The organism is Arthrobacter sp. V1I7, from assembly GCF_030817015.1.
Lineage (GTDB): Bacteria > Actinomycetota > Actinomycetes > Actinomycetales > Micrococcaceae > Arthrobacter.
This window is the reverse complement of the sequence record NZ_JAUSYS010000001.1, coordinates 4,069,890-4,090,004: the sequence shown is the minus strand read 5'-3', so window position 1 is coordinate 4,090,004 and position 20,115 is coordinate 4,069,890. Positions and strand designations below refer to the sequence as shown.

The window sequence follows — 20,115 nt, the reverse complement described above, 5'->3', positions numbered from 1 at the left end:
ACAGACATAAAAGACCCCTCATGCACCCGCCAGAGCCCATTTACCCTTGCTACCTTCCGGTCCTGGGGGAGTTCAACAGGATGACGCCACATGAGGGGCCATCAGCAAGTTTACCCGACGTTTGAGCCTGTCTCGAATCGGGCAGGATTAGGCCCCGATTCGCGGTGGGACATGCCCATTCTTTGCGGGCCGGGATGGGCATATTGGGATGATGTCCATCCCCGGTCGCCAGGGTGGGGCATGTCCGGTGCGTGTCCTGCGGACCGGCCGCCCGGAGGGCCAATTGGGCGAAGCGGGGAAGTTCAGGTATTCTAGTATCTGCTTTTGATTCAGAAGCTACTGGAGAATTCGCCTAGCGGCCTATGGCGCACGCCTGGAACGCGTGTTGGGTTAACGCCCTCGGGGGTTCAAATCCCCCATTCTCCGCGGTTGGCCCCGGTCCCTTGGACCGGGGCCTTTTTGCGCCCTATCCGCGGCCTGCCCCCGCCAGCGGGTTCCGCGCCCCGTGCAGTCCCGGTCACACATCCCGGCTCAGGCTTGATGTCCCAGCCTCCGCAGCTGGTCCCGGGCAGCCTGTTCGCTGGGCCCCACACGGCCCAGCGCCAGCCGGACGACGGCGAGCGTCACCGGCTGGACGGCGCCACCGGCGGTAGAGATCCACCGGGTCATCCCGGCCCGCCGGCCCAAGGGGTCATCGGCGGAATCGTGAGCGGTCATGCACCGCGGCGAGCGCACCTGGATGGAGTGCCTGCATCAGCAGGACCGGATGCCCCTTCGACCCGCTGCCCCACCCGGGCCCCGCCGCCCTGGACCACTCCTGATTTCCATGAGACACCGGCATTGCCTCAATGGATGCCCCGACAGCACACGGGCAGCGCCCGAATGATCGCATTCTGGGGATTCATAGACCCTGCCGGCTGTGTTCGCATTGGAGCGGGAGGCCGTCGAGATTGGGGTCTGGCGGGCATATATCGCGGGAGTCACATCGTGGGAATGCCATGGGGAAACGGACGTGCAGACCGGCCTGGCGGACAGTGGTCAAAGTTTGCGTGGACCCTCGCCGTGTGCGTGGTGTCGTCGTTGACCTTTTTGGCGTTTTGGTTTTACGGCCCGCAACTTAAACCACTCGATGGCGCGTTGCCCGGACAGGGGGCGGCCGATCCTGCCACGGCGGCTACGGCGGGAGGCCAAGGATCGTCCCCCGGGATGTTCACTGCAGATGTGCATGCGCTGGTGTCCTTCAGCCGTGCTGGCGTCAGGACGACCTCCAAGGACGGCACGCACGAAATGAATGTTGCGTCGCTTGGTATGGCGCGTCCGCCGTTGGGGTCTCTCATGGCGCCGCTCGAGACGCTGATCCCGACGTCGCAATTCGGTCTCCGCAGAAACCCACTCAGTGGTTCCGCAGGCGAGTTCCACTGGGGCCAGGACTACGGATCACCGTGCGGCACAAGGGTTTACGCGGCCGACGGCGGTGCGGTCAGGGCCGTTGGGTGGCACCCTTGGGGGGGTGGGAACCGGGTGGAAGTCGACCATCAGAACGGGCTCATCACGACCTACAACCACCTGCAGGCGACTGCCGTGAATAAGGGTGAGTCCGTCCAGGTGGGCGAGGTTATCGCGAGGGTGGGCACGACCGGCTCATCCACTGGTTGTCACCTCCATTTCGAGACCATCCGGAATGGTGCCCACACCAATCCGAGCCAGTGGACGCTGCTGCCCATCAAGCAGCGCGATCAACTCGGAAATATTGCGATGACCAGCTACCTTCCTGGCACGAATGCCCCCAAGGGTGCGCCCACGTGGGCCATCCCGCTGCGGCAAGACAACTCCCATTCCGTCACCGGGGGGAGCGCCGAGGCTGAGGTTAAGCCTCCGGCCGAGCCACGCGTTTATGACCCGCCGCAAGTGGTGCCGCCCCCGCCGGTCGTGCCGCCGGTTGATCCGCAACCTCCAGTGGATAGGTGTGTGGTTGTGCCGCCGGCTGTACCGCCGGAGGGGTGCCCGGTTGATCCGCAACCTCCAGTGGATAGGTGTGTGGTTGTGCCGCCGGCTGTGCCGCCGGAGGGGTGCCCGGTTGATCCGCAACCTCCGGTGGATAGGTGTGTGGTTGTGCCGCCGGCTGTGCCGCCGGAGGGGTGCCCGGTTGATCCGCAACCTCCGGTGGATAGGTGTGTGGTTGTGCCGCCGGCTGTGCCGCCGGAGGGGTGCCCGGTTGATCCGCAACCTCCGGTGGATAGGTGTGTGGTTGTGCCGCCGGCTGTGCCGCCGGAGGGGTGCCCGGTTGATCCGCAACCTCCGGTGGATAGGTGTGTGGTTGTGCCGCCGGCTGTGCCGCCGGAGGGGTGCCCGGTTGATCCGCAACCTCCGGTGGATAGGTGTGTGGTTGTGCCGCCGGCTGTGCCGCCGGAGGGGTGCCCGGTTGATCCGCAACCTCCGGTGGATAGGTGTGTGGTTGTGCCGCCGGCTGTGCCGCCGGAGGGGTGCCCGGTTGATCCGCCGCCGCAGCCAGTGGACCCGCCGGTGGACGCGCCGGTGCAGGGAGAACCGGTTGCGCCGCTCCCGCCCGTGCAGGAAGTGCCGATTCTGCCGCCGCCCCCGCCGGCAGAACAGCCGCAGAAGATCGGACCGCAGGAGGCTCCGGAATCAGTTCACTAGGTCCCGCAAGGCAGTGTTGCGGCACCCGGCCGGAGGCCGAACCTGCGGCCGTCGGTCAACCGCCCGACGAAAAGGAACGGAAGGTCCCGGCCGGGATTCTGGTGGCGGTAACTCCGTTCATACCCGGCTCTGCCTGCTCCGACACCTGCTTCAGGACCTGGCACTACTTGCCCGCTGCTGAGGCACTACTCGGGTTCTGATGCGGGTGCACTGAGAAGCCGGTTCGGGACGTATCTGAGTGGTTATTACGGTTCCCAGACCTACCCGTCTGTGGTCACATAGGAAAGTGAGTCCGTGAAGAGTGCGGTCTGCCGGACATGATGCAGGAGCCAGATCGTGGGAAAACACCGGGGAAGCCCAGCGAGTGAGAAGCCGATCAAGGCGCGGACTATTGCCGTGCGCTGCTTATCGGGCGGCTTCTGCCTGTCCCTGGCCGTCCTGACCTTTGGGGTTCAGGGTCTGGCGGGCAGCGTGTCCCAGCCTGCACCGAACACGGCCCCGGCTACCGGCGCCGTTGGACCTTCGCCGCTGGGCGCCGTCATTCCAGCCATTCCGGCTGCTCCGGCCGCAGTCAGTATCGTCGGGGAAGCCCTCGGTGCCTTGACCGCGGATGCCTCGGCGCTGGTCGCTTTCACCCGCTCCATGGTTGAGACGAGCTCGGAGCTCGGCGGACCGGGGGAGCTGAACGTTGCATCGGCCAGCCTGCAGCGTCCAGCGCCGGGCTGGCTCCTGGCGCCGCTGGAATCGCTTCGGGAGTCGTCGTCCTACGGTCTGCGCACGAGCCCGCTTACCGGTCACTCCGGTGAATTCCACTGGGGCCAGGACTACGCTGCTGCCTGCGGAACCAGGGTCTACTCCGCCGACGCGGGCGTGGTGCGGGCAGTCGGCTGGCACCCATGGGGCGGTGGAAACCGGGTGGAAATTGACCATGGCAACGGGCTCATCACCACCTACAACCACCTCGAAGCCATAGCCGTGAAGAAGGGCGACTCGGTCCGGGTGGGCGAGGTCATTGCGAGGGTCGGGACCACAGGGTCCTCCACCGGATGCCATCTGCACTTCGAGACAATTCTGAATGGAGCCCATGCCGACCCGCACCGCTGGAACCTGCTCCCCACCACGCAGGTGGACCCCCTTGGCGCCTTCGAGATGATCAGCTTCGAGCCGGAGGCCAACAAATCTTCGAACGCCAGCATCGGGTGGGCCATCCCGGTCCGGGATGACCGGGCCCATGAAGTCGCTGGCGGTGTACAGGAAACACCGGTTGCTGTGGCACCTCCGAGCTCGCCGCTGATACCCTCCCTGCCGGGTCTGACGCTCACGCCGGACAGCCCCACGCCGGACGCCCCGACAACGGGGACGCCGAAGCCGGACGCCCCGACAACGGGGACGCCGAAGCCGGACGCCCCGACAACGGGGACGCCGAAGCCGGACGCCCCGACAACGGGGACGCCGAAGCCGGACGCCCCGACAACGGGGACGCCGAAGCCGGACGCCCCGACAACGGGGACGCCGAAGCCGGACGCCCCGACAACGGGGACGCCGAAGCCGGACGCCCCGACAACGGGGACGCCGAAGCCGGACGCCCCGACGACCGGGACGCCGAAGCCGGACGCCCCGACAACGGGGACGCCGAAGCCGGACGCCCCGACAACGGGGACGCCGAAGCCGGACGCCCCGACAACGGGGACGCCGAAGCCGGACGCCCCGACAACGGGGACGCCGACGCCGTCGACTGCGACCTCGTCCGCGCCCGCCCCCACCAAGCCCCCGGCCCCGTCTCAGCCGAGCGCAACAGCAACTCAAAGCGCGGCCCCGCCGGCAACAACGGCTGCCCCGCCCGTTCGGACGACCGCTCCGGCCCCGGCGACCAGCAAGGTGGCCACCGTGTCCCCCAGTACACCTGCTGCGCCGAGTGCACCCGCGGCCCCTGTGGCGCCCAAGACCCCGGTCCCGACGGCCACCCCCGTGGCTCCCACCAGCAGCGTGGCTCAGCCGAAGAAGTCGCCGGCGGCGCCAACCAATCCAGCGTCGCCCACGACCCGAACCGCAACGCCGTCGGCAGCCGCCACGGAGGCAGCCGCCACCCGGACGGCGAGGGGCTAACCCGGACTGCAGGAACCGGGCGCCGAGGCAGAAATCGCCGAGTTCTGCGAGCGTAAATTCGGCGTGACGTTTCCGCCCATCACGAAGGCCGACGTTCACGGCAAGAACCAGCATCCCCTCTCCGCCGAGCTGACGAAATGCAAGAACGGCGTCCTTCCTGGGCAGGTGAGATGGAACGTCGAGAAGTTCCTGGTCGTGAACCGCGACGGCGAAGTGGTGGCCCGCCTTGCGCCGACCGTGGAGCCCGACTCACCGGAGTTGTCGAGGCGGTCCAGTCTGTCGGTTCCTGACGGACGGCGGGGCCGTCGGCAAAGTTTGTCGGCCCGACCGCTCCTCATAACAGGGGATAAGGGCCCCTATCCCTCCGAATTCTGACCGCCTAGACTGGCCACACCGTCCAAGAATCCGGGCAACCCGTCAGTGCAGTCTTGCCTGTCTGTCGGCAATGTGGCCGAGGTATGCCGGTGGAGGGTGCATCAGATACCGCTTCGTGAATCACAACTGGACACTCAATGTGGGGTCCGTGAAACCAGGAGGAAAGTGATGACAGGGAACAAAGCCGTTGCCTATAAAGGGCCAGGAAAGGTCGAACTCATCGACATTGACTACCCCACCTTCGAACTCAAGGACGGTCCAGGCGTCAACCCCGCCAACGTGGGGCGCCAGGTGCGCCACGGGGTAATCCTCAAAACCGTTGCCACGAACATATGCGGTTCCGACCAGCACATGGTCCGCGGCCGCACTACAGCCCCCTCGGACCTGGTGCTCGGCCACGAGATCACCGGCGAAGTGGTGGAGGTTGGACCCGACGTCGAGTTCATTAAAGTGGGCGATATCTGCTCGGTGCCGTTCAACATTGCCTGCGGACGGTGCCGCAACTGCAAGGAACGCAAGACCGGCATCTGCCTCAACGTCAACCCGGATCGCCCGGGCAGCGCCTACGGCTATGTCGACATGGGTGGCTGGGTCGGGGGCCAGGCGAACTACGTCCTGGTGCCGTACGCCGACTGGAACCTGCTGAAGTTCCCGGACAAGGACCAGGCCCTCGAGAAGATCTTGGACCTGGCAATGCTGTCAGACATCTTCCCGACTGGTTTCCACGGTGCCGTCACATCGGGTGTGGGTGTTGGCTCGACGGTCTACATCGCAGGAGCCGGTCCTGTTGGACTCGCCGCGGCCACCAGCGCCCATCTGCTCGGTGCCGGCGTCGTGATTGTTGGGGACCTGAACGCTGACCGCCTGGCGCAAGCGCGCAGCTTCGGCTGTGAAACCGTGGATCTGAGCGAAGGCGGGCCCGCTGAGCAGATCGAACAGATACTGGGCGTTCCGGAAGTGGATTGCGGTGTCGATGCGGTCGGTTTCGAAGCCAGGGGGCACGGCCACGATGCCAAGGAAGCTCCGGCGACGGTGCTCAATTCGCTCATGGAGATCACAGCCGCCGGTGGCGCCCTGGGCATCCCGGGACTCTACGTCACCGGCGATCCGGGCGGTGTGGACGAAGCGGCCAAGAAGGGTGCACTCTCGCTCAGTCTCGGCACCGGCTGGGCCAAATCGCTGAGCTTCACCACCGGCCAGTGTCCGGTGATGAAGTACAACCGCCAGCTGATGATGGCGATCCTGCACGACAAGGTGCACATCGCCAAGAACGTGAACGCTAAGGCAATCACGCTGGAGGAGGCGCCCAAGGGCTACGCCGAATTCGACGCCGGCGCAGCTACCAAGTACGTCCTGAATCCCAACGGCTACCTGAGCTAGGAGACGCCGCCTTGCCGGGCACCGTCCGGTCTCCGCCTTCGCGACGTCCGGACGGTGCCCGGCATTTCCCTTGTTCCCGCCCGGGCGCCCACGAGATACCGTGCCACCCAAGGCACGAGTCTGAGCAGCCTTAACGTCGATTTTTCAAACATGCCTGCCGTCGTTTGCACATTGTTTGCCCAATGTCTGGTTGGATAGAAGTTACTGAGAGGGACACTGGAGGCACCGCTTCCACCCAACCAAGAAGGTAGCAATGGAGCTCATCGAGGCCGAACACCCCCGGCCACGTCATTTCCTACTCCACCTGAGCGACCCCCACCTGTTGGGAGGTTCGGAGCGCCTGCACGGCGTAGTCGACAGCGACTCAATGCTCCAACAGCTCTTCGACGAAGTCCGCGCTTCCGGCGCGCGGCCCGAAGCCGTCGTCTTCACTGGCGACCTTGCGGACCGTGGCGAGCCCGAGGCCTACGTCAAGCTGCGCGCGATCGTCGAACCCGCGCTTGCCGGGCCATGGGCGCTAAAGTCATCTGGGCGATGGGGAACCACGACAACCGTGCCAACTTCCGCACCGGTCTCCTGGACCAGCCGGCCGATGACTCCCCAGTGGACCACAGCTACTTCATCGACGGGCTGCGGATCATCACCCTGGACACGTCCGTCCCGGGGTTCCATCACGGCGAAATCAGTCCCGCGCAGCTGGAATGGCTCGCTGCGGAACTGGACACCCCGGCCCCCGACGGGACCATCCTTGCCCTGCACCACCCTCCGGTGCCGTCCGTACTGGATCTCGCCGTGCTCGTCGAACTGCGCGGCCAGGCGGCTCTCGCCGGAGTGCTGCGGAACTCCGATGTGCGCACGATCCTCGGCGGCCACCTGCACTATTCGACGACGGCGACCTTCGCGGGCATCCCCGTATCCGTGGCGTCCGCTACCTGCTACACCCAGGACCTGAACGTGCGCGTCGGCGGGACCCGCGGACGCGACGGCGGCCAGGCCTTCAACCTGGTCCACGTGTATGAACACACGATCGTGCATTCCGTGGTGCTGCTGGGCGACTCCCCGACCGTTGGCGAGCTGGTCAGCGCGGATGAGGTCCAGCGGCGGGTATCGGCCGCCGGGATCCGGATCCCTCGGCAGGCCAAGCTCGAAGATCCAGCCAGGACACCGGGCCACAGCCGGCTGACCACCCGCAATTAAGCCGCTCTACTTCTCCCAGGGCGCCTTGATCGGGTAGTACTTCTCGAGGAAGTCCGTGACCAGTTCGGCCCGTTCCGCCGCCGGAACCTCCGGGAAGCTGCCGTCGTTCAGGCAGAAGAAATCCATGTTCCGCTTAGCCAGCAGCTTGGGCAGGTAGTTCAGTCCCGCCCGAGCCGTGGTGTCCACGTATCGCACCTTGGCCGCCGTCTGGGTGACGGCGCGGCCGGTGAGCAGCGCGTAGTAGTGGTAGAACGAGTTGGTCACGGAAATGTTGTCCGCCGCGCGGAACGTGCTGGCGGCGGTCTTGGCGAACTCCGCGGGGAATTCCTGTTCCATCTGGGCCACCAGGCTGCGCCGCAGGGGAGCGGCCGCGTGCTCGAGGTGCCGGGTGGTAATCCGGCCGAACCGGTCCCAGAGCAGTTTGCGGTTCACCCGGGCGGCGTTCTCGAACCCGCTGCGCTCGGCGTCGTTATCGCCCAGGCCGATCCTGGTTTCCGCCTCGATGAACTTGGTGATGCCCCCCGGGGTGAAGAACAAGTCCGGCGAGACGGCCCGTCCGAAGAACATGTCGTCATTGGAGTACAGGAAGTGCTCGGAGAGACCTTCGATGTGGTGGAGCTGACACTCGACTGCCTGTGAATTGTGGGTGGGCAGCACGGTGGGGTCGGCGAAGAACTCCTCGCTGCGGACGATCGTGACACTCGGATGGTCCGCCAGCCAGGACGGCGCGGGGGAATCCGTGGCAATGAAGATCCGGCGGATCCAGGGCGCGAACATGTAGATCGAGCGCAGGGCGTACTTGAGCTCGTCGATTTGGCGGAAACGAGCCTCATGATCGTCGCCTTCACCGACGACGACGCCCGCCATCCGGGCGCGGCGGGCCGCGATATACTCCGGCGAGCTGCCATCCACCCAGGAGAACACCAAGTCAATGTCGAAACTGATGTCGCTGGCGTGGTCCGCGAACATGTTCTCGATGGTCGGCCAGGTATGCCCGTAACGCTCCACGGTGCCGCGGACGGCGTCCTGGGCAAGCAGGGTCCGGCGGGTCAGCGAGTTTTCGATCGGGAGGATCAGCTGGTCCCCTTCGAAGCTCCAGAGCTCAAGCTGGACGCCCGCCGAGGCGCCGAACTCGAAGCCGCCTTCAGGCTCCAGCCGGGGACGGTACAGCCTGAAAATCCGGGACTGGCGGTTGAGGGAGAGCTCGCCGTCGGCGACGAGCACCGACGACTTCTTCTTGGCGTCGACGCTCATGGAGTAGAAGGGCTCGTCCCGGCAGGCGTCCACCAGCGCGTCGCGGAGCTCCTTGCGGTTTTTCCAGTCAACGGCGATGACCGGCCGGTCGTTGTTGCCGCGGACCAGGAGATAGTCCAGGCCGGCGGCGGCGAGGACGGATCGGATGAACAGCAGATCTTCGACCATCGCCTGGTACGGCGTGCGGTTTTCATTGATCAGCGCATACCGGCCACGCCGGCGTACTACGTCGGGTCGGGTCCTGAACCTGGCGACGGCCGCGGCGGAGGTGACCTCCTCGTGGGCGTCCTCGGATGCCTGGCTGCCGTAGTAGATCTCATCCTGGACCAGTGCTTCTGTAATGTCGGTTCTCCGGGCTTCTGTGCGTGAATATGTACCTACTTGCATGATAACGCGACGCCCAAAATCGGCGCGCAACATCCGTCGCCTCGTCGTGGGCCATCTGCCGTTTCGGCGCCGTTATCGCCGGCGCGGCGCCGTAGCGCGGGGGTTCAGCCTGCGACGGCGGACCGCCAGCTGCGCAGGAAGGCCGCCCCGGCGTCGTCGTGGATGACATCCGCGCCCAGACCCAGGTCCGTTGCGGTCAGCACCTCATAGGGCTTAACCGGAACGCCGTCGGCCGGGCGGACATCCACGTGCTTCACCGGATGGTCGTTGTGGTGCAGCCAGTCGGCCATGGCGTAGTCGGTGCGGGAGTCGCCCACCGTGCGCCAGGCCTGGGGTGTGATGCCCTGGGCTGCGAGCAGTTCCACGGCCCGGCTCGCGCCCAGGTCCTTGCCCAGCCGGACGGATTCGATGTCCGTGGAAATGATGGTGGGATCCACGCGGTAGTCGATCTGGTCGTCCGAGTTGGGGGCGTGGTGGTCGAGCCGGACGACCCCGAGACCGTGCCGCCCCATCAGGTCCATGGCATCAGCGTCGAAAAGCTCCTGTTCGGCGCGGTAATCGGAGTTGGCGACGGCGACGTGCTGCTCTACGGAGACCATGGCCCGCTTGGTCTCGTCGAAGAACATGTGGGCGGCATAGTCCTCAGCCACGAGGCGGCGCACATCATCGCCGAACGCCGGCGGCATCGCGAGGTCCCTGTCGACGTGTACGGGGCCGGGGCCTTCCGCGGTGTAGCTGAACCACACGGCGCCCTTCTCGCAGATCGCGTGGATGAGGGTCCCCGCCGGCATGCCGGCCGCGATCATCGGCTCCATCACCTGCTCCCGGATGAAGGCATCCGAGCGTCCCGTATTGAAGATGACGGGAATTCCCGCCGCCGCCAGCGCCAGCATGTCCGCAATGATCCCGGGCTGCACGTCCCGCGTCACCGGGCTGGCCACGGGTCCGTCGACGTCGAGCAGTAGGGCCAGCGGGGGAGCCGACGGCGAGGGGGCAGCGGGCGTCTGGAGTGCAGTCATGCTCCCATTCTGTCAGCCGACGGGCCGTGGCATGTGCGGTTGCCCAGGCGGCGCGATGGTGTGGCCTGTGACGGTCGGCAGCGGCCGGTGTGACAATTGGTTACCGTTTGGCCACAACCTCATCCCTCCGGCAGTCTTTGATTCCTTTGACCGTCCAAGTTCCCTAGGCTTGCAGGGTGATATTCAAAGCTGTGGGCGAGGGACGCCCGTACCCCGACCATGGTTACAACACGCCCAAAGACTGGGCCGCACTGCCGCCGCGCCCGGTCCGGCTGGATGAGCTGGTGACCACCAAGCGGACGCTGGACCTCGAAGCCTTGCTGGCCGAGGACTCCACCTTCTTCGGTGATCTGTTTCCGCACGTTGTTGAGTTCAAAGGCGTGCTGTACCTGGAGGATGGACTGCACCGCGCCGTGCGGACCGCCCTTCACCAGCGCACGGCCATTCACGCGCGCGTCCTGGTGATTGATGGCTAGAAAGCCGAAGGACGTCACCGTCCTCCATGGGCACCGCGTCGTCACGGGTTCCGAACTCCGGGCCACTTTCGAGGAACAGGACGACACGCTGGACAATCCCGTCCGGCAGCGCAGGCGCATTCTGCATGCTGTCGTCCTGGTGGTTCTCGTCGGCCTCATTTCGGCGGGGATCATTGTCGCCCTGGCGATCATGAACGGCCAAATCACGCTGCCTACGACGGAGCGCAGCGGCGCTGCTGCGTCGCTGTGCCCGGAGGCGACGTATGACTACGTTCCGCCCGAAAAGATCAACCTCAATGTCTTCAATTCCACCAACCGACCGGGGCTGGCGCGGAGCGTGGCGGACGAGTTGGCCGCCCGCAAGTTCGTGGTGGGGGCGGTCAGCAACACCACGTCAGGCTACCGGGGCGTGGCACTGGTCGTCTCCGGTGCGGCCGGCCAGGCCGCCGCGTTCACTGTGCAGCGGAACCTGCCGGGCTCGGATTACTTGCAGGACGGACGCACGGACGCGAGCGTGGACATCATCCTCACCGGGGACTTCAGGGAGCTGGCCCAGCCGGACCTGGTGGACCAGACACCGGGCAAACTCAGCTGCCCGCGGGAGGACCGGCGGATCGTGGACGACTCCGTCTGGCCGGTCATGCCGACCGCGTCGCCCACGGGCTAGCCGCCGGTCCGGACGGGCCTCCCGGCGTCGTCGAACCGAGCGCCGGCGCCGAGCTGGATGAACAGGACCGTCCGCCCGATCCGCGCCTCGGCGTCAGAGTCCTGGCCCGTGCCGTTGCCCCGGGCCGCGCTGGAGGAGAGCGTGCCGTGGATGAGCTGCGCCAGCTGGTCGATATCCGCCTCCGGCAGGTAGCCCTGGGCCATCCCCTCGCGCAGGATTCCCTGCAGCAGGACGCTCAGTTCTCCCACGTGGACGGCGAGCTTCGCGAACGACGCCGGCGAGAGCACCGCGCCCATGGCCGGACCCGGCGGAAGATGCCGGCGGCTGAGGTCCTCCACTTGCGCGCGCACGTAAAGGGCCAGCCGCTCCACCGGGTTTTCCAACGCGTCCAGCGACTCCCGGAGGTCCACCAGGAACCGTTCGGTCTCATCCAGCGCGTAGGCGATCAGGAGCTCTTCGATGTCCGCGTAGTAGTTGTAGACAGCTGTACGGCCGATCCTCGCGTGTCGGGCGACGTCCGTCATGGTCAGTCCGGGCAAGCCGTGCGTGAAGAGCAATTCCCCAAACGCGGTCAGGATGCGGTGTTGGGTCTCGGCACGTTGGGCGGCGTTGCTCGCGGCCGAGATCCTGGGCATACGGACACTTTAGCGCGATCTGTCAGCAAACCGCTGGACCCGGGCGCTCACCGCCCGGGTCCAGCCATTGGCCAACTATGCAACAAGAACCCTCAGGCTCAACCCGCAGACCTCCCGGCGCTCCTCTAGTGCAGCCCCATCGCATTCCGGACTTCATCCAGGATGTGGTGCATGGCAGTCTCGGCCGCCGTGGCGTCGCCGCCGGCCACCGCGGCCGCTACCTCCTCGTGGGCTTCGAGGGCTTCGGGCCGGGGCTTGAAGGGCATGAGTCCCTGCTGGGTCCGGCTGGTGAGCACCTCGGCGACCATCCCTTCCAGAGCCGTGAACATCTCATTGCCGCAGCTCTGCAGCAGCAGGCGGTGGAAGGCGATATCGGCCTCCAGGAAAGCCTGAAGCTCCCCGGCTTCACCCAAGCGCCGCATGTCGGCTGCGAGCGAGACCAGCCGGCTGCGCTCCGCGGCGCTGGCTCGGCGGGCAGCCCCGGCAGCGGCAATGGGTTCGACGGCGATGCGCAGCTCCGTGAGGCTGCTGTACTGCTGCTCACGGCGATCGGAAGCCAGGCGCCACCGCACCAACTTGGGATCGAAAACATTCCACAGCTCCCGGCGCTGCACCACGATGCCGACGCGGCGCCGCGAATACACAAGATTCATTGACTCGAGGACCTTCATCGCGTCGCGCGCGACCGTCCGGGACACACCGTACTCACCCTGGAGCGCCTCCAAGGTAAGGCGGCTTCCCGGCGGCAGCGCTCCTGACGCGAGTGCGACGCCGATAGCGTCAAGCACGCGTTCGTGCATGGCGGGGGACGCGATGCGGCTGTGCCTGTTATCCGCGTGGTCTTCTGTCGCCGTCGACATGATCCTGCCTTCCGTCTACGCCAGGGTCTTTACAGCGTATCGGAGATCAGTGGTAAAGGTATGACCTGTGACATGAATAGGTAGTATCTATATCGAGAATTGATGATACCTTTTCTCCAGCGCAGTCCGAAGCGGGCTGCACGATGAGCTTCATCCACGAGCCAAAGATGTCTTCCCCGGAGGTAAAAATGCCGTATCCAGTCACGCACCTGATCGTGATGGGCGTTGCCGGTTCAGGTAAGTCCACGATTGCCGCGGCTTTATCCAGCCAGCTGAGCTGGTCCTGCGCGGAGGCGGATGAGTTCCATCCCCAGTCGAACATCCACAAGATGAGCCAGGGTGTGCCGCTGCAGGACGAAGACCGCTGGCCCTGGCTCCTCCAGATCCGGAATTGGATGACGGCACAAACACGGGCCGACCACTGCACCGTGATCACCTGTTCCGCCCTCAAGCGGAGTTACCGCCAGCTCCTGTCAGAGGCAGAAGGCCGAGTCCTGTTCATCCACCTTCACGGCGAGACGGACCTGATCAGCGAGCGGATGCACGGACGTGAAGGCCACTTCATGCCGCCCACGCTTCTGCCCAGCCAACTCGCCACCCTCGAGCCGCTGAGCCCGGAGGAACTGGCGGAAGGAAGCCTCCGCCTGGACATCTCCCAGTCCCCGGGGCAGCTCATCGAGGCCATCGTGGCGGCGCTGAAGATTCCCTCGGGCGCGGCGCCCTGCGCTCTCTGAACTAACTCTTTCATCTTCCAACCCCAACATTTGATTCAAAGGAGAACCATGGTCATCGAAGGATGGACCCAAACGATGGGCGCAGGCCCCCTGCTGCTCATCGCGGCGGCCGCGATCGGCGTCCTGCTGTTCCTGATCATCCGGCTGCGCATGCACGCGCTGCTCGCACTGATCCTGATCAGCCTCGCCACCGCCTTCGCCACGGGAATACCCGCCAACCAAGTGGTGCCGGTGCTGATCAACGGCTTCGGAACAACTCTCGGAACCGTGGCGCTGCTCGTGGGCCTGGGCGCGATGCTCGGCCGGATAGTGGAAACCAGCGGCGGAGCGAAGGTCCTGGCCGACTACCTGATCGGGATCTTCGGCGAAAAGCGTGCCCCTTTTGCCCTGGGCCTCGCCTCCCTGATCTTCGGCTTCCCGATCTTCTTCGACGCCGGCCTCGTGGTCATGCTCCCCGTCGTTTTCGCTGTGGCCCACCGGCTGGGCGGCGGCGTGCTGCGCTACGGCCTTCCCGCCGCCGGCGCGTTCTCCGTAATGCACATCTTCCTGCCGCCGCACCCGGGCCCCGTCTCGGCGTCGGCCTTCTTTGAAGCCAACATCGGCCTGGTCACGATCGCGGGCCTCCTCACCGCAATCCCCACCTGGTACGTCACCGCCTACCTTTACGGCCTATGGACCGGCAAGCGCATGCAACTCCCGGTTCCGGAACTGCTCGGGCATGCCAGCGCCGAAGCTGAATCACACCCGCCGCGCTTCCGCACCATCATCGGACTGCTGCTCCTGCCGCTCGTGCTGATCTTCATCAACACCGGCCTCAACACCTTGGCCGCCTCCGGTGTCCTGGCGGAGTCCGTCAAGGACGAACAGTGGTTCCAGGTGCTCCGCACGTTGGGTGAAACCCCGGTGGCGCTGCTGATCGCAGTGCTGGTGGCGATGTTCGTTCTCGGCGCCCGCCGCGGAACCACCAACGGCGCACTGGAGAAGCTGCTCGAATCCTCGCTGGGTCCGGTCTGCTCCGTCATCCTCATCACCGGTGCCGGCGGCATGTTCGGTGGAGTGCTGCGGGCGTCAGGCATCGGTGACGCACTGGCCGATGTGCTGGGGAACCTGGGCATCCCGCTCATCCTGGCGGGCTTCCTGATCTCCTCGATCCTGCGCATCGCCCAGGGTTCCGCCACCGTGGCCCTGACCACCACGGCAGGCCTCATCGCTCCGGCCGTTGCGACGGCGGGACTGAACGGCATGCAGATCGCCGCCCTGGTCATCGCCGTTGCCGCCGGTTCCGTCGTGGTCTCCCACGTCAACGACTCCGGCTTCTGGCTCGTGGGCCGCTTCTTCGGTATGGACGTCAAGACCACACTGAAAACCTGGACCGTCATGGAAACTCTGATCGGCACCATGGGCTTCGCCATCGCGGCAGCCATCTTCGGCCTCGCAGGACTGGCCGGTTAGCGCTTCTGCCCAACAACCCTGAGCAGTAGGCGGTGAAGGCCGAAAACTGAGCCACTGGACGTCAGACAGCGCAGCCGTCGGGTCCGCAGGCCTCGCCGCCGCCGTCGCCGCTGGCATTGACCAGCACCAGCGGGTTGCTTGCCTGCCATGCCTGTTCGAGTGCCGCGGTGAAGGTGTCGGCCGGCTGGGCGCCGGACAGCCCGAACTTCCGGTCGATCACGAAGAACGGGACCCCGTTGATGCCGAGCGCCCGGCCGTCCTCAAAATCCTGCCGGACGTCGGCGGCATACTTGTCGGTGCTGAACAGCTCCGCGACTTCGCCGGCGTCGATTCCGAGGTCCAGCCCCAGGGATGTGAGGTAATCCTGGTTGCCGATGTCCTTGCCGTGCTCGAAATGGTCGCTGAGCAGCCGTTCCTTCGCGGCATCCTGCTTGCTGTGGGCGGCGGCGAGGTGGATCAGGCGGTGAGCGGTGAAGCTGTTGGCAACCACGACATCTTCAAAGCGGTAGTTGAGGCCCTCACCTTTGGCCTGGGCGGCCACATGCTCGAACATGCCGGAGACCTGGTCCGGTGCCATCCCCTTGCGCGTGCTCAGGTAGTCCAGCTCGGTGCCCTCATAGTGGTCCGGGAGGGTGGGATCCAACTGGTAGCTGCGCCACATCACCTCTACGGAATCGCGATGCGGGAAGGCCGCCAGGGCAGTTTCAAAGCGGCGCTTGCCGATGTAGCACCAGGGGCAGGCCACGTCGGACCAGATCTCAATCTTCATGCTGGCCACAACCCCGCCCGGAGCTCCCCCATTCCCTTGAGTGCTGTTGGATAGGCCACAGAGCCAGCGACCGTCCGAGCCTTGCCCGGAATCGCATCTGGCAATATCGTTTGAAATAGGCGATCCAGTCGGCCCCGGTTGCCTTACATCCGGGCGCAATTGTTGAATCCGCCGAAATACGAAACGGATGCTTGCACCCATCGAGCGGGACCAGCCTGCTCGGCAACCGGGGGAGCCTGCGATGCGAATAGGGTTAGTAGCGGGACCGTGGATTCCTGTTCCGCCGCCGGCATACGGCGGAACCGAGCGGGTGGTTGACGTCCTCGCCCGCGGTTTTGTTGCCGCGGGGCATGAAGTCCTGTTGGCTGCCCCGTCCGATAGCACGTGCCCCGTTGGCCGTGTCCCGGGAATGAGGGTGTCGGAAGCCGCCGCAATGGGGACCTCGTTTGCGGAGCTCAGCCACATTATCCGGGCGTATGGCGGGTTGGGGAAAGTGGATATCGTCCACGACCACACACTGGCCGGTCCGCTGTACCTGCACCGACCCTCGTCGGTCCCCGTGGTCACTACTATTCATGGCCCCCTGAACCCTTCGGCAGTCGACATCTACCGGGCCATCGGCGGGAACGCCAGCATCATCGCAATTTCGCGTGATCAGGTCAGCCACGCTCCTACCGTGCCCGTCACCCAGGTGATCTACCACGGACTCGAGCTATCCACCGTGCCCGTAGGCAAGGGACAGGGCGGCTACGCGTGTTTCGTGGGGCGGATGTGCCCGGACAAGGGTGTCACGGAGGCGATCGCGATTGCACGCGAGGCCGGGGTCCCCCTGCGTATCGCGGCAAAAATCCGCGAGCCCGAGGAAGTGTGCTATTACCGGGAAGTGGTGAAACCGATTCTGGGAGCGAATGAGGAGTTCATAGGGGAGCTGGGGGATGCCGAAAAGTACGTGCTGATGGGCGAAGCCCTGGCCTTCCTTAACCCGATCCAGTGGGCTGAGCCATTTGGCCTTGTCATGATAGAGGCTATGGCGACCGGCACACCGGTGGTGGGCACCCCTGTTGGCTCGGCCCCGGAAATTGTAGACCACGGCACCACTGGATTCCTTGCCCCGGTGAACGAACTGCCGGCACTGCTGCCGCAGGCCGCCGCGCTCAGCCGGGCGGCGTGCCGTGCAACTGTTGAGACACGGTTCAGTTCTGACCGCATGGTTGCCGAACATCTGAAGCTCTTTGTCGGAATCCTGGAAGGGCAGCTGCCCACCAGGGTTCTGGACCGGCTTGCCTTGCACGAAAATCAGATACAGGATCCGCTGACGCGCGGTGCCTGAACGGGCATGAGCAGCGTCCGCCCGTCGAAAGGAACCCCCATGACTGCCTGGAACGCCGATACGACAGCCGGTGCATCCGCGGCTGACGCCGTGACTGTGGTCGAAGGATCCTCGTTCTGCATCTCGTCAGACTCCGGGGACATTCACGACGGTGGTTCGCAGGGCGTGTTCTACCAGGACACCCGCATTGTGTCCCGCTGGATTCTCCGCATCAACGGAGCTGTCCGGGAACCCCTGCTGGCCCGGAAACCCGCGGCGTTCCATGCAACGTTTGTCGGCCGGGCGCGGTGGGTGGACGGCAGGTTTGACAGTCCTCTCGTGGTCCGGCACCAGCGGCATATTGGGCCTGGGCTTCGAGATGACATCACCATCCGCAACTACTCTTCCGACAGTGCCGTGTGCGACGTCGAACTCAGCGTGGACGCTGACCAGGCGGACCTGTTCGATGTAAAAGCCGGCCGGGTAGGAAACGGGGCGGCCGTCAGCAGGAGCGTCCGCGATGGCGAGCTTTATGTCGAAGCCGTGCATGGCGGGCAGCGACGCGGTACGGCTGTCCGTGCCGCCGGAGCGAAGGTGGAGGAGCGTGCCCTGACTTTTCGGTTGGAAATCGCGCCCCGCGGGCAATGGTCAACAAGTCTTATCGTCGTGCCAGTCATCAACGGGATGAGGCCGGACGAACCCTTTACGGAGGCGGACTCCCCGCACCAGCGGCTGGGTGTTCGGAGACATGTCGAGTGGCAGGAAAACGTGCCACGCATCACCGTTTCGGACCACAACGTCCAAAACGTGCTGAACCGAAGCCAGGCCGACCTCGGGTCCCTGCGCATTTTCGATTCCGACCACCCGGGAAGGGTCGCTGTTGCCGCCGGGGCACCCTGGTTCATGGCGCTCTTCGGCCGGGATTCGCTGCTTACCTCCTATATGTCCCTCATGGTGGACCCGAATCTGGCTGCCGGAACGCTGCAAACCCTGGCCGACATTCAAGGAACCAAGGTGGACCCGGATTCGGAGGAAGAACCAGGACGGATCGCCCACGAAGTGAGGCTTGGTGTCAGCGCGGGTCTGGCACTAGGCGGCGGAAGCGCTTACTACGGGACGGTCGACGCTACTCCGCTGTTCGTCAGCCTGCTAGGCGAACTCAGCCGGTGGGGACTGGCTGAGGACACCATCGAGGTCCTGCTGCCCCATGCCGACCGTGCCTTGGAATGGATCGAGCATTACGGGGACCGCGACGGCGATGGCTTCGTGGAGTACCTGAGGCCAAATCCCCACGGACTGCTGAACCAGGGATGGAAGGACTCGTGGGACGGCATCAATTTCGCCGATGGCAGGATGGCGGAGCCGCCTATCGCACTGTGCGAGGTTCAGGGCTACGTCTATTCAGCGTACGTTGGGCGCTCTTTGCTGGCCCGTTCGCTGGGGGATCGCGCCTCAGAGCTGAAATGGGCAGAACGTGCTGAGGCCCTGAAGGTAGCGTTCAACGACCGTTTCTGGCTTCCCGAAAAGGGGTACTTCGCCATAGCACTGGATAAGGACAAACAGCCGGTAGATTCCTGCGCTTCCAACATGGGCCACTGCCTGTGGGTTGGACTGGTTGACGAGGAAAAGGCGCCAACTGTCGCGGAACGCCTTTTGTCGCCGGAAATGTTCTCCGGTTGGGGAATACGCACTCTGGCCTCGGACATGTCGGCGTATAACCCCGTTAGCTATCACAATGGCTCAGTCTGGCCGCATGACACGGCGCTGGTGGCAACCGGACTCATGCGCTACGGGTTCGTGGAGGAGGCCAGCCGGCTTGCGAGTGGACTTTTTGATGCCGCCAGCTTCTTCGGCGGCCAACTGCCGGAGCTGTTTTGCGGGTTTGACCGCCGGGACTTCCCCGTGCCGGTACCCTACCCCACGGCGTGCTCACCGCAGGCCTGGGCAGCGGCCGCCCCGATCCAGCTGGCCCGGATCCTCTTGCGTTTTGATCCGGACTTCACCAGGAATGCCGTCCACCTGGCGCCGATCCTGCCGGAGGAGATCAGCGAGTTCCGGGCGGACAACGTGGTTCTTGGGCACTCCAAGGTCACGATTCGAGCCAGCCATGGTGCGGAACGCATTGAGGGGTTGCCGTCCCATCTGAAACTCAGCAATGATCCCCGTCCGCCCTTGGACAAAAACCTGGGCAGGTGATTACACCAGGCCCCGCTCCATCACGAAGTCGTGCTCCACGGTGCTGCCGAGTTTGAAGGTCTTGGTGCCGACCCTGCGGAATCCTGCCTTCTGGTAGAACCGGATGGCCCGGGCGTTCTGGCTGTTTACGCCCAGCCAGAGTCCGCGGGCGCCGGAAGCGGCGGCTGAGCAGATGCTGGCGTGCATCAGTTCGGTGGCAGCGCCGAGGCCGTGATGGTCCGGGTGGACATAGCATTTGCTGAGTTCGGTGCAGGGGAGCTCGGTCAGGACTGACGCCACGTCAGGGTCCAGCGCGGGACGGGCCACGAGCAGGCTGTATCCGCGGAGTTCGCCGGCCGCGTCAATCACTAGCACCGTCACGGAGGGGTCGGCGAGGTAGGCGCGGAAGTTGTCGGCGCTGAGCGTGCCGGCCAGGTGCGCCGCGATGTCTTCGGGTGGGGACCCGGGCGGACAGGCGAGCGGGAAGGTGATGGCGGCAAGTTCGGCCAGGCTGCCGGCGTCGTCCGCGGTGGCCTTCCTGATTACGTGCGTCATGGTGAACCTCCCGGCCAGTGGGTGCGCTCCTGTCCAGCTGACGCCCCCGAGGACGCCGATGGCGCAGCTGTACGAAAACTCTAGTAGGTGGTGCCTTGCACCGCTCA

General features: G+C 65.3%; 16 protein-coding genes, 1 tRNA gene, 1 other RNA gene and 2 pseudogenes. 12 read left to right on the top strand and 8 right to left on the bottom strand.

What is annotated here, in order from left to right; genetic code table 11:
• Positions 1 to 6 precede the first annotated feature (6 nt).
• Positions 7 to 103, bottom strand: an RNA gene (gene ffs / locus QFZ69_RS18715) — signal recognition particle sRNA small type.
• Between the two features lie 238 nt (positions 104 to 341).
• On the opposite strand from ffs, the gene QFZ69_RS18710 reads away from it, so the two are divergent.
• Positions 342 to 426: transfer RNA gene (locus QFZ69_RS18710), tRNA-Ser, on the top strand.
• A gap of 105 nt (positions 427 to 531) precedes the next feature.
• Here QFZ69_RS18710 and QFZ69_RS23410 read toward each other — a convergent pair.
• Positions 532 to 717, bottom strand: a complete 186-nt coding sequence (locus QFZ69_RS23410) for a hypothetical protein (RefSeq protein WP_373461731.1) — start codon at positions 715 to 717, stop codon at positions 532 to 534.
• A 135-nt stretch (positions 718 to 852) separates the two neighbouring features.
• On the opposite strand from QFZ69_RS23410, the gene QFZ69_RS18700 reads away from it, so the two are divergent.
• The 5 genes and pseudogenes from QFZ69_RS18700 to QFZ69_RS18680 all read left to right on the top strand — a co-directional run bounded on the left by QFZ69_RS18700 (position 853) and on the right by QFZ69_RS18680 (position 7,716).
• Entirely contained in the window at positions 853 to 2,658 is a 1,806-nt protein-coding gene (locus QFZ69_RS18700; RefSeq protein WP_306913516.1) for a M23 family metallopeptidase, read from the top strand.
• Positions 2,659 to 3,300: 642 nt separating this feature from the next.
• Positions 3,301 to 4,764 (top strand): M23 family metallopeptidase, encoded by a 1,464-nt coding sequence (locus QFZ69_RS18695; protein WP_307000482.1) that lies wholly within the window; start codon positions 3,301 to 3,303, stop codon positions 4,762 to 4,764.
• 9 nt (positions 4,765 to 4,773) lie between these two features.
• A pseudogene (locus QFZ69_RS18690) lies at positions 4,774 to 5,025 on the top strand (glutathione peroxidase); the annotation flags it as partial.
• Between the two features lie 282 nt (positions 5,026 to 5,307).
• A complete protein-coding gene (gene fdhA, locus QFZ69_RS18685; RefSeq protein ID WP_306913512.1) occupies positions 5,308 to 6,519 on the top strand; it encodes a formaldehyde dehydrogenase, glutathione-independent in 1,212 nt (403 codons plus the stop codon).
• A gap of 253 nt (positions 6,520 to 6,772) precedes the next feature.
• Positions 6,773 to 7,716, top strand: a pseudogene (locus QFZ69_RS18680) (phosphodiesterase).
• A 6-nt stretch (positions 7,717 to 7,722) separates the two neighbouring features.
• Here the strand turns inward: QFZ69_RS18680 and QFZ69_RS18675 are convergent.
• On the bottom strand, positions 7,723 to 9,357 hold the full coding sequence (locus QFZ69_RS18675) for a stealth family protein (RefSeq protein WP_306913510.1): 1,635 nt from the start codon (positions 9,355 to 9,357) through the stop codon (positions 7,723 to 7,725).
• A 104-nt stretch (positions 9,358 to 9,461) separates the two neighbouring features.
• On the bottom strand, positions 9,462 to 10,376 hold the full coding sequence (locus QFZ69_RS18670) for a hypothetical protein (protein ID WP_306913509.1): 915 nt from the start codon (positions 10,374 to 10,376) through the stop codon (positions 9,462 to 9,464).
• Positions 10,377 to 10,552: 176 nt separating this feature from the next.
• On the opposite strand from QFZ69_RS18670, the gene QFZ69_RS18665 reads away from it, so the two are divergent.
• Together QFZ69_RS18665 and QFZ69_RS18660 are read left to right on the top strand one after the other, a co-directional pair.
• Positions 10,553 to 10,852 (top strand): type II toxin-antitoxin system VapB family antitoxin, encoded by a 300-nt coding sequence (locus tag QFZ69_RS18665; RefSeq protein WP_264355918.1) that lies wholly within the window; start codon positions 10,553 to 10,555, stop codon positions 10,850 to 10,852.
• Positions 10,845 to 11,519 (top strand): LytR C-terminal domain-containing protein, encoded by a 675-nt coding sequence (locus QFZ69_RS18660; protein WP_306913507.1) that lies wholly within the window; start codon positions 10,845 to 10,847, stop codon positions 11,517 to 11,519. The genes QFZ69_RS18665 and QFZ69_RS18660 overlap by 8 nt, the downstream gene beginning before the upstream one ends.
• Here QFZ69_RS18660 and QFZ69_RS18655 read toward each other — a convergent pair.
• Positions 11,516 to 12,154, bottom strand: coding sequence for a TetR/AcrR family transcriptional regulator (locus tag QFZ69_RS18655; protein WP_306913506.1), 639 nt, complete (start codon positions 12,152 to 12,154; stop codon positions 11,516 to 11,518). The two genes, QFZ69_RS18660 and QFZ69_RS18655, sit on opposite strands and share 4 nt — an antisense overlap.
• 125 nt (positions 12,155 to 12,279) lie before the next feature.
• On the bottom strand, positions 12,280 to 13,014 hold the full coding sequence (locus QFZ69_RS18650) for a FadR/GntR family transcriptional regulator (protein WP_306913505.1): 735 nt from the start codon (positions 13,012 to 13,014) through the stop codon (positions 12,280 to 12,282).
• A 188-nt stretch (positions 13,015 to 13,202) separates the two neighbouring features.
• On the opposite strand from QFZ69_RS18650, the gene QFZ69_RS18645 reads away from it, so the two are divergent.
• Positions 13,203 to 13,748, top strand: coding sequence for a gluconokinase (locus QFZ69_RS18645; RefSeq protein WP_306913504.1), 546 nt, complete (start codon positions 13,203 to 13,205; stop codon positions 13,746 to 13,748).
• Positions 13,749 to 13,796: 48 nt separating this feature from the next.
• The gene (locus tag QFZ69_RS18640; protein ID WP_306913502.1) at positions 13,797 to 15,200 is read left to right on the top strand and encodes a GntP family permease; all 1,404 of its coding nucleotides are present in this window, start codon (positions 13,797 to 13,799) and stop codon (positions 15,198 to 15,200) included.
• 61 nt (positions 15,201 to 15,261) lie between these two features.
• Here the strand turns inward: QFZ69_RS18640 and QFZ69_RS18635 are convergent, their stop codons facing one another.
• Complete coding sequence (locus QFZ69_RS18635) at positions 15,262 to 15,969, bottom strand: DsbA family oxidoreductase (protein WP_306913500.1); 708 nt, start codon at positions 15,967 to 15,969, stop codon at positions 15,262 to 15,264.
• 241 nt (positions 15,970 to 16,210) lie between these two features.
• On the opposite strand from QFZ69_RS18635, the gene QFZ69_RS18630 reads away from it, so the two are divergent.
• Both QFZ69_RS18630 and QFZ69_RS18625 read left to right on the top strand, forming a co-directional pair.
• On the top strand, positions 16,211 to 17,299 hold the full coding sequence (locus QFZ69_RS18630) for a glycosyltransferase family 4 protein (protein WP_306913499.1): 1,089 nt from the start codon (positions 16,211 to 16,213) through the stop codon (positions 17,297 to 17,299).
• A 39-nt stretch (positions 17,300 to 17,338) separates the two neighbouring features.
• Positions 17,339 to 19,474, top strand: coding sequence for a glycogen debranching N-terminal domain-containing protein (locus tag QFZ69_RS18625; protein ID WP_306913498.1), 2,136 nt, complete (start codon positions 17,339 to 17,341; stop codon positions 19,472 to 19,474).
• Here QFZ69_RS18625 and QFZ69_RS18620 read toward each other — a convergent pair whose 3' ends face one another.
• On the bottom strand, positions 19,475 to 20,008 hold the full coding sequence (locus QFZ69_RS18620; protein WP_306913497.1) for a GNAT family N-acetyltransferase: 534 nt from the start codon (positions 20,006 to 20,008) through the stop codon (positions 19,475 to 19,477).
• Positions 20,009 to 20,115 lie beyond the last annotated feature (107 nt).